The 13,141-nt window shown below is 49.0% G+C and carries 14 protein-coding genes; 5 read left to right on the forward strand and 9 right to left on the reverse strand.

The window, feature by feature from the left end:
* Positions 1-18: 18 nt before the first annotated feature.
* Positions 19-396: a hypothetical protein gene (locus ACXAJH_RS08090; protein ID WP_474970022.1), complete on the forward strand. Its 378-nt coding sequence runs from the start codon at positions 19-21 to the stop codon at positions 394-396.
* A gap of 55 nt (positions 397-451) precedes the next feature.
* On the opposite strand, the gene ymzB is transcribed toward ACXAJH_RS08090, so the two are convergent.
* Complete coding sequence (gene ymzB, locus ACXAJH_RS08095; protein ID WP_474970021.1) at positions 452-799, reverse strand: protein YmzB; 348 nt, start codon at positions 797-799, stop codon at positions 452-454.
* Between the two features lie 98 nt (positions 800-897).
* Here ymzB and ACXAJH_RS08100 point away from each other — a divergent pair, with 98 nt between their 5' ends.
* A complete protein-coding gene (locus tag ACXAJH_RS08100) occupies positions 898-1,746 on the forward strand; it encodes a hypothetical protein (RefSeq protein ID WP_474970721.1) in 849 nt (282 codons plus the stop codon).
* The gene (locus ACXAJH_RS08105) at positions 1,743-2,441 is read left to right on the forward strand and encodes an LPXTG cell wall anchor domain-containing protein (protein WP_474970019.1); all 699 of its coding nucleotides are present in this window, start codon (positions 1,743-1,745) and stop codon (positions 2,439-2,441) included. Before ACXAJH_RS08100 ends, ACXAJH_RS08105 begins: the two co-directional genes overlap by 4 nt.
* Positions 2,442-2,479: 38 nt before the next feature.
* Here the strand turns inward: ACXAJH_RS08105 and ACXAJH_RS08110 are convergent, their stop codons facing one another.
* Positions 2,480-3,931 (reverse strand): DASH family cryptochrome, encoded by a 1,452-nt coding sequence (locus ACXAJH_RS08110; protein WP_474970722.1) that lies wholly within the window; start codon positions 3,929-3,931, stop codon positions 2,480-2,482.
* Positions 3,932-4,125: 194 nt separating this feature from the next.
* Between ACXAJH_RS08110 and ACXAJH_RS08115 the strand changes: the two genes are divergently transcribed.
* A complete protein-coding gene (locus ACXAJH_RS08115; RefSeq protein WP_474970723.1) occupies positions 4,126-5,052 on the forward strand; it encodes a hypothetical protein in 927 nt (308 codons plus the stop codon).
* A 24-nt stretch (positions 5,053-5,076) separates the two neighbouring features.
* On the opposite strand, the gene ACXAJH_RS08120 is transcribed toward ACXAJH_RS08115, so the two are convergent.
* Positions 5,077-5,262, reverse strand: coding sequence for a hypothetical protein (locus ACXAJH_RS08120; RefSeq protein WP_474970016.1), 186 nt, complete (start codon positions 5,260-5,262; stop codon positions 5,077-5,079).
* 119 nt (positions 5,263-5,381) lie between these two features.
* Between ACXAJH_RS08120 and ACXAJH_RS08125 the strand changes: the two genes are divergently transcribed.
* Positions 5,382-5,837: a hypothetical protein gene (locus ACXAJH_RS08125; RefSeq protein WP_474970015.1), complete on the forward strand. Its 456-nt coding sequence runs from the start codon at positions 5,382-5,384 to the stop codon at positions 5,835-5,837.
* A 92-nt stretch (positions 5,838-5,929) separates the two neighbouring features.
* Here ACXAJH_RS08125 and ACXAJH_RS08130 read toward each other — a convergent pair whose 3' ends face one another.
* From ACXAJH_RS08130 to ACXAJH_RS08155, 6 genes are all read right to left on the reverse strand, one after another.
* The gene (locus tag ACXAJH_RS08130) at positions 5,930-6,556 is read right to left on the reverse strand and encodes an NUDIX hydrolase (RefSeq protein WP_474970014.1); all 627 of its coding nucleotides are present in this window, start codon (positions 6,554-6,556) and stop codon (positions 5,930-5,932) included.
* A 65-nt stretch (positions 6,557-6,621) separates the two neighbouring features.
* Positions 6,622-8,547 carry an ABC transporter permease gene (locus tag ACXAJH_RS08135; protein WP_474970013.1) on the reverse strand — a complete coding sequence of 642 codons (1,926 nt, stop codon included), beginning with the start codon at positions 8,545-8,547 and terminating at the stop codon, positions 6,622-6,624.
* Positions 8,537-9,298, reverse strand: a complete 762-nt coding sequence (locus tag ACXAJH_RS08140) for an ABC transporter ATP-binding protein (protein ID WP_474970724.1) — start codon at positions 9,296-9,298, stop codon at positions 8,537-8,539. Before ACXAJH_RS08140 ends, ACXAJH_RS08135 begins: the two co-directional genes overlap by 11 nt.
* A 572-nt stretch (positions 9,299-9,870) precedes the next feature.
* A complete protein-coding gene (locus tag ACXAJH_RS08145; protein WP_474970725.1) occupies positions 9,871-11,169 on the reverse strand; it encodes a purine/pyrimidine permease in 1,299 nt (432 codons plus the stop codon).
* 40 nt (positions 11,170-11,209) lie between these two features.
* Positions 11,210-12,244, reverse strand: a complete 1,035-nt coding sequence (locus tag ACXAJH_RS08150; protein ID WP_474993595.1) for a sensor histidine kinase — start codon at positions 12,242-12,244, stop codon at positions 11,210-11,212.
* Positions 12,241-12,930, reverse strand: a complete 690-nt coding sequence (locus ACXAJH_RS08155; RefSeq protein WP_474993597.1) for a response regulator — start codon at positions 12,928-12,930, stop codon at positions 12,241-12,243. The genes ACXAJH_RS08150 and ACXAJH_RS08155 overlap by 4 nt, the downstream gene beginning before the upstream one ends.
* Between the last annotated feature and the right edge of the window lie 211 nt (positions 12,931-13,141).

The following is a 13,141-nucleotide window of genomic DNA, read 5'->3' on the forward strand; positions in this document are numbered from 1 at the left end:
GGATAGAGGAGGGGAGGAGTGGTTGAGGTGGCTGAGGCTGTTTCACGCGGGAATAATTTAATTTTCATGACGGAGCCGGGAGGTCAGACGGTTGAATCAGGGGCTACCGTGGATGTGACGAAAGATCTGCCCGGCGGCATTGATGTCCGCCCGTTCTACTCCATCCGGGTGGCCGGCGGCAACCGGGTGGTATCGGAAGGGCCTGTCACGTTCAAATTGATTGTGAAAGTGGAAGGTGTGAATTTCCTCCTGCTGGATTCTTTCCGGGTCATTCCGGGACAGCAGTTTACAAGGGTTTTTAATGTACCTGGGACGGGACTGACGATAAAAACAGAGGCTGATGGAGGAACGGGGCTGAATGCCGTGGATGTTGTGGTGTTCGGATATAAATTTTGACGGCAGGGATTTTCCCTGTTTTTATTTTTGTAAAAAGGCCCCGCTGCCGAGGCCGTTATTTTTTCTGAATGATATAGGTTGCCCGGTCCGTCGTGACAATAAAGCCCTCCGGACTGTATAGGTACTGCGTCGTATCCTGCAGAGGAATTTCGTAATAGGGTGCTGGGAGCGGCTCCATCTGCTGAGGGCCGATTTCCGCTTCGCCATCTCCATATAAAAACAAGGAATGCATAGGCAGGTATTCATCCAGACGTGCAGCATCCGTCCCGTAAGCGATGTGATCCAGATGCATCTCTGTTGTATCCTTATCGTTCAGTTCCAGTTTCGTAATGACAATATCGGCACCGCTCCATCGCTGGAAGCGTTCGTTGAAATGTTCAATCGTTAATGGTTGTCCATCCATGATGAGATCCCTCCTGACTTTATCGTCTCCAAAGGAAACCCGCTCTACGCTGTTAAATAGTGGTCGCGGGGGGAATGGAAGGGGGAGGAGGGAAATCGATGGCCGATGATTTAAAAGAAGCCCGCCAGCTGCTCAGCAGGGCGGTTGATATTCAAAGCAGACTGGGACGTTCAGATGTCCGTAACGAGCTCATCCACCGGTCGGTGCCTGTCTTATGGCTCGGGGAGAGGCGGGATCATCCGATCGTCACCATTGGGACAAACCCGACGTCCCGATATGTTTTGAACGACCAGGCTGAATGGCAGACGACGGCGCAGTCATTTGACAAGGAAAGTGCAGATCTACTCGCATCTTTTCAAGAAGATGATGACCGGCAGACAGCCGTCATCAGGAAATATGAGGATTATTTTAAGGGGGAAGAGGCGTATACCCGATGGTTTGGCAGAAAGGGTGGAGCGAAGCTTGAGGGGTTTATGAACGGGATGGGAGCTTCTTTTTATCAAAACGAGCCCCCTCTTGTTCATGTCGATGCTTTTCCTTTTCCGACGCTCCAGTTTATGGGTAAAATAAAAAAGAAAGAGAAGCTGCTGCGTCTTCCTGAAGTAACGGCAATGCTTGAAGAAACGCTGCATTATTTACAACCTTCCCTTATCCTGCTGCTTGGCAGAGAACACAGGAGAAGGTTTACAGATGTCTATGATGTGTCCTACGATTCATCCATGAACGTAGAAGGATTCCCTTCTGCCCGGTTTCATTTCGGTACATCCCCCACCCTTGATGTACCTGTCATCGGCCTCGATTTCAAGCCGTCCGAGCCGTTTCTGGGCCTAGGCAGCCGTGTGGATGATCGTGGGGCACATCACGGGCGGTATGGAAAACGGGAAAGTCAGAGGGATATCGGTGCATATATTCGAGAGTGTTTTTTGAAAAGGGGAGAAGGAGTATGAGAATGAGACTGGGAGTGCTGTTTCTGTTCAGTCTGGTTGTAATAAGCGGCTGTGTGCAAGGCGATGTGAAGCTGACCGTCAACAAAGATAAAAGCGGTGAGGCACAGGTGCAGATTGGTGTGAACGAGGAAGAGGCGGGTCTGTTCATGGAGCGGATGCAGGGTGTGATTGATGAAGCGGAACAGGACCTCGAATCCCGCGGCTATCAGGTGGAACCTTACGAAGAAGATGGCTACACCGGGTTTACCGCCGGAAAGGCTTTTGAAAACGTCGAGGAAATCCAGGTTCCGGATCAGCTGGAACAACCGGCAGCCGCTGGAATCGGGGATGTGATGGAAGGTCTACCCGTAGAATGGTCGGAGGAGCCCGGGTGGTTTACGACTACATATCAGGTGGAAGGTGAAATAAATCTTGAAAACAGCGGAATCATGGGCGGGATGCAGCAGATGGTTTCGGATCAGCTGGATCTGACGTTCACACTCGACCTTCCGATCGCACCGAAAGACCACAACGCCGACCGGACAGACGGAAATGAACTGCAGTGGGATATTCAGACTGCCGGTACAACGAATATGATGGTGGAACTCGCCGTCCCTAACATTCGGAACATCATCATTACCGCTGTCGCAGGTCTCCTGATCATTGGATCCCTCCTCTTTTATCTACGGAAAAAACGGAAAACGAGGCAGGACTGAAAAAAGCCGCCGGACATGAGGATGTCCGCGGCTTTTCTCTATTTTGTCCCTTCTTCAAAAGCGGTCTTCATCTCCCGCATCGATTCGTACAAGTCGATGATCGGAAACGGATAATTTTCTCCGAGCTGAACCCCGTACTGTTCCTGTTCAATCATTCCCATTGCCCTCGGCTTGAAAATCCAAGGTACGGGCAGTTCACGAAGCTCAGGGACCCACCAGCGCAGGTAATCGCCATCAGGATCATAATCCTCCGCCTGTTTTTCCACGTTAAAAACCCGGAAGGAAACAGCATCATTTCCGACTCCCGCGATATACAGCCAGTTGCCGTAGTTGCTGCTTACGTCATAATCGACGAGTTGTGATTCAAACCAGGCGGCCCCGATCCGCCAGTCCAGACCGAGGTTCTTTGTAAAAAAGCTCGCCACATTCTGGCGTGCCCGGTTGGACATGAAACCGGTCTGTTTTAATTCCCGCATGCCCGCATCTACGAGCGGATAGCCCGTGCGGCCGTCCATCCACGCCTGCAAATGCTCCTCGTTTGTTTTCCAGGGGATCTCCAAACCATTCAGCCCTGTCCTGTAGAAGAGACGATCGCCGTATTTGCGGTGAACGAGGTGGAAGTAGTCCCGCCAGAGCAGTTCGAAATATAGCATATAGGTCGACTTGTTTTTCGTATGGTTTTTTTCATAGTGCTGGATCTGCTCATACACGACCCGCGGGGACAAATTGCCGTTCGCCAGATATGGAGAAAATTTAGAGGAATCGTCTTCTAGAAGCATCCCGTTTCTCGTTTCCTTATAAACCCGGAGGCGGTCCTTAGTAAAGATGTAGTCCCGGAGCCGTTGTTTAGCCGCTGTCGATCCGCCATGGTAACGCGGCTCTTTCCACTCGTTCTCCAGGCCTGAGGCAGCTACGTCCGGAATCTTCCCTTCCTCTATCCTATTTGGAAGCTCCACTTTCACAGCTGCTTGAGGTGGAGCGATCGCTCTAGGCGGCGTCACCCCATTTTTTTCGATTCTTTTTCTGAACTGGGAAAACGTATCCGGCACATCCCGGGTGGAAAACGGCAGGTCTTCCGGCGGAAACAGGTTATGTCCGTGATCGACGTAAAAAGGTACGCCGGGCAGAGCCTTTCGAACTCCTCTTTCGGTCTGCTGCTCTTCCGTTGCGATTTCTTCATGAAGGTACACACCGTTAATAGTCAAATCATCGGAAAGCTCGAGGAAAGCTTCTGCTGGGTCCTTGTACCTAATCAATAGGGGGACGTTCAGTTCAGCGAGATTCGTCCGCAGATCCTCCAGACTCTCCTGGATAAATTGTGCCCGGTGACGCCCGGTTTTTTTAAAACCATAGGAAAGGTCTCTGTATTCATATGGATCGAAAATATAAAGTGCGATGACCGGATGCCCTGCTGTGACAGCTCTAGTCAAGGGTTTATGGTCGTGGACACGCAGGTCATTCCGGAACCAGACAATCGAATAGGTGCTCATCGTCATTCTCTCCCTTTTTCTCCTAGTGTACCCTGTGGAGGACGCTTGTTCACACTTTTCATCGGTTGGATGTGTCTTTATTCGACAACATCGGGTATAGTTAAAATAGACCATTCAACGAAAGAGTACATCATCTATATTTTGTTGTGTACGGCCTGGGAGGGTAGCGGACACACGATAGGGGAGAGGAAGAAATGGAGCGTTTTCGTAAAAAATGGATGCAGAAGTCTGCAGTAATATTGACGGCGTTCACTTTGTTCACAGCAGGAGCATCGGCTGCAATTCCTCATCAGGTAGAGGCGAAAAGCTGGAAACAGGAAGTTCATACAGAGGAAGGAAAATACCCGGATCTCATCGTATACGGAGTCTACAAGGATTTGAAGCAGGAGACCCGGGGCCCACTCTCGTATAAAGAAACCAAAGCTTCTATCGATAAGATGAGCAAATCGGAAGTTATGGACCATTATCTGGATCGAAATAACCGCAGGGTCACGCCTTATACATTGATGAGAGTAGTGGATGCTGTGTACGGCATAGATCTTCAGGCTATATCTGATCTGGGGGTTGGAAAGCAGACAGCCACCTATTCAGATGATGTCCTGGACCGCATCAGGAAAACGGCATCCCCTTGGGAACTGAGCGATGAGCGGATTGCGAAGCTTTCGAAAGTCCGCGTGATGCAGTTGTACTGGCTGTCATTTGAAGAAAGACTGACGGCCGAGGAACGGTATACGATGATCAATGAAATCTTTGGAGTGAATTTAGTAGGCATTGCAGGATTGGAAGGAACGGGAGTTGCCCTTTTCTCAAAAAATCAGTGGATTTCGCAGTATGATACGGACTTATTCATTGTAGAGACCGGCAGTGATGATGTGGATGTGTGGGTATATCCGACAGAGTATTTCAAGCAGCAGACGGGCCTTGAAGAAAATCCAGAGGAATTGAACAATCGTTTGACCAAGCTGGGCTTCTCCTATAGTGAAGAAAAAGGCGCCTTTTATTACGCTGATCCGAACGGTGAATCGGTTCCGGATGCTTTCAAGGGACAGACGCTTGGAACCATCATTGGATTCATCCAGGAAAAGTATAAAGATCTTTTAGAAACAGAAAACGCTGCGTGAGACCGCAGCGTTTTTTTGTATGCTTTATTCCAGGTTCCACAACTTTTGCTGCACAGGATCGTCAGGATCAATGAAGATCGTACCATGCTCGTCAGGCTTCAGGCGTGTTTCGTAGAGGCCTTTTCCGGTTAATGCCTTCAATGTTTCGCTCTGTCTTTTTTCAACAGCCCGCAGGCGTTCGATTTGCATCCACATCTCTTCTTCTGTCACATCATCGCCTCCTGTTCCTTTATGGTAACATCAGATTTCACTCTATGTTTTTCTAACCCTATGATGGTAAAAATGGAAATTCAAATGTTATCCTGATTATGGAAAAGGAGGAGGAGCTTTTGAAAAACATAATTCGATGGCTGGCAGCGCCGATAGCTGTTCTCATGATCTTTGGTATTCAGCTGACGCTTGAATATAGTTCTTATCACGTTCCGTTTGGTGTAGGGATGGAGGGGGAAACCGTTGAAAAATATAATTGGAGGGGGGAGGTTGTTGAAACAGCCCCGCTTCCATCTGAGAATGTTTCCCACAACGGCACTCTTATTGTTGAAATGGAATTGAAAGAGGCGTTTGGACTTCTCATTTCGATTATCGCAGCTTTTCCATTATTCCTGCTGATGGATGTTGTTCTTAAACGTCTTGGTATTCAGAGTACCGGGTTATTGCCGAAGAGGTGGGAGAATGTAATCAAATGGGGATCGATCGCCTTTCTATTCGTTCTGTTGATGTTTACGTTCTTTATGTTCCAGGAGGCTGTTGAAGAAGGGCGGTCCTTTTTTGATGCTTTACCATAATACATAAGACCTGTGCAGCCAGCTTTTAACCCTATATCTAAAGCCTGTCCTGTGATCAAACCTTGATCACAGGACAGGCTTTTCTTTTGAATTTACTGTTTCTTTTTCAACACGTCAACAAAGTGGGCGAGGATTCTTGCGGTCATTCCCCAGATCACCTTGTCTCCATATTGATAAAAATATTCTTCCATCTGACGCGTGCGCCAATTGTAATTTTCACCACCCGGGATGAGCTCGTAGGGGAAGTTTTCCGCCGGCTGGGCCTCGAAATGGACGTAGTGGATTTCCGGATCCTGGTCCATAAAGAAGGAAAGCGGAACGGTAAAGAGCTCCTTCACTTCATCCGGATTCTTTTCAAAGGCACTTTCGTCGGTATTCAAGTACCCTGCAAAAGCGTAGACGATCATTCCGAACGGGGAGACGAGATAGTCGAGCGGATGGACGTCGGACAGTTGTCCGCGGCGGATGCCTAATTCTTCCTCCGTTTCCCGGATGGCGGCCTGACGTGCAGAAGAATCATCTGGATCGATTTTTCCGCCTGGGAAACAGATCTCTCCGGGCTGGCGCCTTAGTGTATTGGCCCGTACCTCGAACAGAACGTGGATGTCTCCATCCTTTTCCATGAGCGGCAGAAGGACAGAGAATTTACGGAACTGTTCGTGACCGAGCACAGAAGGCTGGTGTTGTTTCATTTGATCGAGTATATGTTTCGAATTCATCGTTTCACCTCATGCCTTTACTATACCAGACCGCACCGTCCGGGAGGAAAAGAGCCGCTCGACAATTACAGCGCTTCTTTGATCACCTTTTTGTAATATAAGACAGAAAGGAGACCGAAGATGGAATATAAAGCTGTGTAGACGCCCATCACCATCAGCATCGGTGTCCAGATTTCATTACCGAAAAAGAACCATCCGGACTTCACGGCGAAGTAGCTGTGCAGCAGACCGATCAAGAGCGGCACCCCGAAGTTGAAGAGCTGTTTGCCTTGAATGCCGCGCAGAAGATCGCCCCTTGTAAAGCCGAGCTTCCGCAGTACCGTATAGCTTTCCTTTTCGTCTTCCCCTTCATCCATCTGTTTGAAGTAGAGGATGCAGCCGGAGGTGATGAGAAAGGTGAGTCCTAAAAAGGCGACGATAAACATGACGGCCCCCATGTTCTGTTTCTGGGAGGTTTCCACGTACCATTGGGACCGGTGCTCGAAACTTTCTGTTAAACCGGCTTCCTCAAACAATTGAAAAGCTGCTTCATTCCTGCTGTCATCCTCCAGATTAATCCCGGTATAAATAGAAGGTTCCAGCTGCTCTTTCATGTTCATAAACTGTTCCTCGGACACGACGCCGATCGGCAGACCGCCGGCGGTATAATAGGAGGAAATCACATAGTCTTCCCGCAGTCCTTGATAGGAAAGATCCACGGCGTCATTCTCAGACAGCCATTCCACTTTTCCATCGCCCTTTAAGGAAATATAGGACTGCATAATATCGTTGTAGCCGGTCATGATCATGCTTCCTCTTTCCAAGTCGAGCTCAGGCACGGCGGTTTCACTGATGACAGGAATGGTTGTATTTTCTGCGTTGAAATTCATATCCTCGAGGTCCACATCCAGAATATCCTCCACATTGAATTTCGCCTGCAGCACCTCCACCTGTCTGTAGGAATGGTCAAAACCTTCTTCCTCCAATGTATCGGAAAAGGCCATCGCTTTTTCTTCGTTGGTGATGGCAAAATCATCAGGAGCATTATTTTCCGCAAGGCTTTCCGCTGAGTACAGTGAAATATAGCTCAGTGCCAGCAGTCCGATAGCAAGGGCGGAAACGGTCGTAATCACGGTGAGCAGGAAGGCATTGGATTTCATCCGGAACATCATCGAAGACAGCGAAAGCACTTCGTTGATGTTCATATAGCCGGCTTTCCGTTTTCTAAGCAGGTTGCTGACAAAGCGCACAGAACCCTTGTAGAAAAAGTAGGTGCCGATGATCGTGGATGCCAGAATGAACGTCATGGCGATAAACAGCCCGTTGATCGAGGTAATATCCCCTTCAAACAGCTGTGTGGACACATAATAGCCCGAAGCAATCATTCCTATGCCGAGCACTCCCATGATGTGTTCCCACACGGAGAGTTTTTTCACTTTACCCTGCGTGCTCGAGGTAACACGGAAAAGGGAGAGGATGGACTGCTTCCGAATAAAGATGTACATCGTCGCCATAATGAGCAGGAAGATGCCCGCAAATACGATCACCGTCTGGGCAAGGGCCGCCATGGAGAAGTGCAGGTCGGCCACTTCATCAACATTGACAATCTTAAAAAAGCCCATGAGAATCAGCTTGGAAATCGCAAACCCGATAAAAATGCCGGCCGCCATCGATCCGAAGTAGATAATTAGATTCTCTACCACCAACAGCCGGAAAATCCGGTTTTTCGTCATGCCGATCAGCTGGAACAGTCCGATTTCCTGACTGCGCCTTTTCACGAATAAAGCATTGGCATAAAGGAGGAAAACGGCCACGATGGCAATCAATAGAACCGAAGCGACCATCAATCCTGCACTTCCTTTCACAGATCCGTCCTGACTCATCGCCGGGTCGTACTGAAGGGTCACGAAGGAAAAGTAAAGGGCGACGGAAAAGACGAGGGCGAAAACGTATAAGTAATAGTTCTTGATATTCTTTTTCAAATTTCGGAGGATCAGCTGATTAATGCTCATAGCTTACACCACCCAATACACCCTGGGTTTTCATGATGTCCTTCAAAAATGCCTCCCGCGTCTGTCCACCTTTATTCAACTGGGTGTAGATCTGCCCGTCGCGGATGAAGATGACGCGGCTGCTGTAGCTCGCAGCTACCGGGTCGTGCGTGACCATCGCTATGGTGGCTTCCCGTGTGTCATTCAGGCCGCTCAATTTGCCCAGCAGATCGGATGCGGACTTGGAATCCAATGCCCCTGTCGGCTCATCGGCAAAAATGATGCTCGGTTCATGGATGAAGGCCCGCGCCGCTGAAGTCCGCTGCTTCTGTCCACCTGATATTTCGTTCGGGTACTTGTTTTGGACATCCTCGATGCCAAGTTCTTCGGCAAGCGCGTTGAATTTCCGCTGCGCCTCTTTACGATCCGTTTTCGAAATGGAAAGCGGAAGCAGAATGTTTTCCTTCACCGTCAGTGTGTCCAACAGGTTGTATTCCTGAAAAATGAACCCGAGATGATGCTTTCTGAACTCTGCCAGCTGTTTGTCCTTTTGTCCGGTAATTTCCTGCCCGTTGATCACGATCGATCCGTGACTGACCCGGTCAATAGAAGAGAGGACGTTCAACAAGGTCGTTTTCCCGGAACCCGATGCGCCCATGATGGTGACAAACTCCCCTTTATCAATCGTGACATCGATGCCTTCCAGAACGTGCTGCTTCATAAATTTGTTTCCATAGCTCTTATGGATTTTTCTTGCTTCTAATAAACTCATTCATTCAACCTCCTTTTTCATCTGACTTCATTGTACGTTTACCGGGGACGTGTTTCCTTCGATTCAGCTAACAAAAGAGGGGGTGGAAGTGACACTTTTGTCACATGGCTTTCATTTAATAAGAGCTCTCGTGATAGGTTTTGAAAACGCAGACCAGGGTTCACCTTAGAAGCTTAAATAAGGTTCAAGTCACGTTCGTACGTCGACTTTGGAGGTGCAGAATAACTCAGGGTTTTACATGAATGGTCCTTTTGTTTCGTTAAAAAGTACCCCCTGGGGTTATGAACAAAGTCTATAATCCCAATGATACCTGCTGTAATGAGTAATAGAGCCAAAGTGATGAAAATCATCCGGGTGATCTTGTATGACCATTGTTCCGATTTGAAATCTCTTATCCCTTGTAAAGGGAAAAAGAGTAAACACAACCCGGACAAGAGTGTGAAAATAAACATGAACGATCCGCTCCTTATTCATGTGGCTGCTAGTCTATACGATGCGGCTCTTCTATACGTTTCACGAGGAGGAGGATCCATAAAATAGTATCCTTCTACCATCAGGTAGAAGGATAGCGGTTAGTTCTTAGGACGCCACAGCTGTTCCATGGCAATGACAAGGGCGGTGCCGACGAGCAGACCGTTGCTCATTAAGTTCTGCACAAGCGCAGGCATCGCAGAAAACACTTCCGCCGGAAGAAACATCGTCCCCATCCCGAAAAGGTAGGCAATGCCGACGATGGTGATTTTTCTGGAGTCCAGAGGCTCCAGCGTGAAGTTGTTAATCGCGATTCCCACAAGCTGGACGAATGTTGCCATGAGGGCCGCATTGGCAACCGAGGAGGGGATGCTTGAAATCACCCGTGTCACCGGCGGAAAAAAGGCTGTAAACAACAGCAGGATGGCAGCGTAGATGAACGGGTTTTTCCGCTTCTGCCCGGTAATGGCGATAAAACCTGCGGACGTAGCTCCCGGGACGTTGGCGACGGTTGCCATGCCGCCGGCAATCATCGTATTGATTCCGGAAAACATCGTTCCTCTGTCGACCTGGACGCCGTTATTTTCTTTACCTTCTCCTACTGTCTGTTTCACTGCTGTAATGGAGGCTACGATATTCGAAATCGAAATGACAGCCGTAATGAACGCCATCGGCAGCAGGCTCCACTCCAGCGTTGGTAGACCGAAAGCGAATAGCTCGGGAACTGAAAATACCGGCATCTCCGCTTCCGTCATCTGCCCGCCGAGAATCAGGCGGTGAATGACCCAGCCGATCACAATGCCGATGAAAACGGCATAGCTGCTCAGCCATCCTCTGGCAAACGTCGATAATCCGAGCACAATAAAGAACGTCAGAAAGGCAAGGACTGCGGTCGTTCCCTGGATTGTTCCACTGTCTCCCTGCAGCCCGAGCATCCCTTTCAGCAGCGTTCCACTCAGTTGTACGGTCAAGAACAGGAAGAATGCCCCTGTCACAAGAGGAGTGAAGATGGGCAGGATTTTCTGCGACACTTTAAACGCCCCAAACAGGAACAAAAAACCGCCTGTCATGATCATCGTCATCTCCAGCGCCTGAAGTGTTCCTGTATAACTGCCGCCTGCTTCTGCACCGGTCATGGCCATAACGGTAAAGATACTGACCCAGATGCCTGCGGGAATTTCCATGATCGGCAGACGGTGGCCGAAAAGCCCTTGAAGCATGGAAGCGATCCCAACGGTAAAGAAGGTCCGCTGGATCAATCCGGCGGTTTCTATGTAGTCTAATTGATAAATCGATCCGATCACAATCGGCAGCGCAACCGCATTAGCAAGCAGAAAGACGAACCATTGGATGGTTTCAAGCAGGTTGGCTGCCGGACTGGTTTGATTCAATGTTAACACTCCCTCAAAAAAACAGTGGTAAAGAATAACTATGAGTGTATCACTTTCTATCCTGTTGTGGGGGACGATCCGGGCGGTTCCTGATCTTGGTGAACGTATTCGGTTCCGGGAACCAAAGCGTGAACGTGGATCCCAGGCCGGGTTCCGATTGAACATCCAGTTCAATGTTCAACGGGCGGCGGATGCGGTCAACGAGGTAAAGGCCCATCCCCGATGCTGCTTCAGTTTGGTGAGCGGTTGTTGACGTGAACCCTTTTTCGAAAATGCGTGGACTGTCCTGTGCTGCTATGCCCCGCCCTTGATCAGCAACCGTAAGAAAAGATCGGCCACTCTTTCTGCCGCTTGTTACCGTAATGTCTGAGGAAGGGCTGTACTTAATGGCGTTCGATAGCAATTGACGGATCATAAAGGAGAGCCATTTCGCATCCGTCAGAACAGATTTCTGATCCAGCTCAAGGTCAAAGCCGATGCCTTTCTGCATGCACCACGATTTCAAGGTTTTAATTTCACTGAACAATAAAGGCTCGAGCGCGGTTTCTTCTATGTATAAGTCATTTTCAATAAAAGGGATCCGCTTCCGGTGCAGCTGCTGGTCGAGCAGAAGATGGATCCGCATCCATTCATAGGTCAGACGCGAGCGCAGCGGGTAGTCTTCAATCCCTTCGATCATCAGCTTCATCGCAGTCATCGGCGTTTTCACTTCATGGATCCATCCGAGCAGGTCATCTTTTTCCTCCTGCAGAAGATCCTGATGATGGGCAGCTTCCTTTTTCAATCGTTCCAGCTGCTCCCGGATGCTCGTTTCAATGACGGACTCCAAGGGACTCTCAGCTTCAGGAATCGTGGTCAGATCAAGGTCATTGTCCCGCTCCACCAACTGCTTGTAAAACCGGGTCTCCTTCTGGAAACGGAGGAGCAGAAACACGCTGAAAATGATCAGCGATAAAAATATGTAATACGTAACGGCACGGAATGGGAGGGACGAGTCGAGGTATCCAATAAGGAGGGCAAGCAATTGAAGGGACATGAACAGCAGAATCCAGCTCAGCTTTTCCCGCATATAGGTGAAAATCATGAGCCTGCCTCGTCTCTGGCTGTATACCCTTGCCCGACTTTTGTTTCGATGACGTGTTCCAGACCGATCTCATTCAGCCGTCTGCGCAGCCGGTTCACATTGACTGTGAGTGTATTGTCACTCACGAATCGTTCATCCTCCCACAGCTTTTGAATGATTTCCTCACGGGAGACCACTTTGTTCTTTTTTTCGAGCAGCTGCTTTAAAATGAAGCTTTCATTTTTTGTTAAATCAATGGACGTATCGTTTGCCGTCACCCGGCCCCGCTCAAAGTCCACCGTTGCGCCAAACCACGTCTGCAGTTCAGAGGCGTGGGTGTTGTAGTTGTAGACACGTCGGAGAATGGCCTGGATTTTAGCGATCAATACTTCAAAGTGGAACGGTTTCTGTACAAAATCATCGGCTCCAAGATTCATCGACATGACCATATCCGTCGGGTGATCCCTGGAGGAAAGAAAGATGATGGGGGCGTTGGAATGCTCCCGGATCATCCGGCACCAGTGGAAGCCATCGAACTTCGGGAGCTGGATATCGATGATCACAAGCTGCGGTTCAACGGACGTGAATACTTCCATCACCCGGCTGAAATCCTGCACCCCGTGAACCGCATACGACCACTGTGACAGCCTTTCCTGCATTTCCTGAAACAATGTCCGGTCATCTTCAATCAACAGTACATCAAACACATCGATCCCTCCGTTTTTCCGTTATTTACCTTTTGCTATTATAGCAGACAAGCGAGGGATTCCCTATTGTACTTTTGTAACGCGTGACCGCGGTGAATTTTTTGAACATTTCAGCATCTTCCTCTTTCATTTGTTTGAAGGAGGGCGTACAATGAGTACTAATATTTCCGCCTGTGATGGCAGGTGAAACCAATCGAAAAGGAGTCTTATC

This window comes from Halobacillus sp. ABD4_316 (assembly GCF_056161385.1).

Bases quoted from the DNA above. Each gene is read 5' to 3' on its own strand.
- ACXAJH_RS08135 (WP_474970013.1), bottom strand. From the start codon at position 8,547: ATGAGCATTAATCAGCTGATCCTCCGAAATTTGAAAAAGAATATCAAG.
- ACXAJH_RS08105 (WP_474970019.1), top strand. From the start codon at position 1,743: ATGAGAATGAGACTGGGAGTGCTGTTTCTGTTCAGTCTGGTTGTAATA.
- ACXAJH_RS08115 (WP_474970723.1), top strand. From the start codon at position 4,126: ATGGAGCGTTTTCGTAAAAAATGGATGCAGAAGTCTGCAGTAATATTG.
- ACXAJH_RS08110 (WP_474970722.1), bottom strand. From the start codon at position 3,931: ATGAGCACCTATTCGATTGTCTGGTTCCGGAATGACCTGCGTGTCCAC.
- ACXAJH_RS08150 (WP_474993595.1), bottom strand. From the start codon at position 12,244: ATGATTTTCACCTATATGCGGGAAAAGCTGAGCTGGATTCTGCTGTTC.
- ACXAJH_RS08100 (WP_474970721.1), top strand. From the start codon at position 898: ATGGCCGATGATTTAAAAGAAGCCCGCCAGCTGCTCAGCAGGGCGGTT.
- ACXAJH_RS08130 (WP_474970014.1), bottom strand. From the start codon at position 6,556: ATGAATTCGAAACATATACTCGATCAAATGAAACAACACCAGCCTTCT.
- ymzB (WP_474970021.1), bottom strand. From the start codon at position 799: ATGGATGGACAACCATTAACGATTGAACATTTCAACGAACGCTTCCAG.
- ACXAJH_RS08140 (WP_474970724.1), bottom strand. From the start codon at position 9,298: ATGAGTTTATTAGAAGCAAGAAAAATCCATAAGAGCTATGGAAACAAA.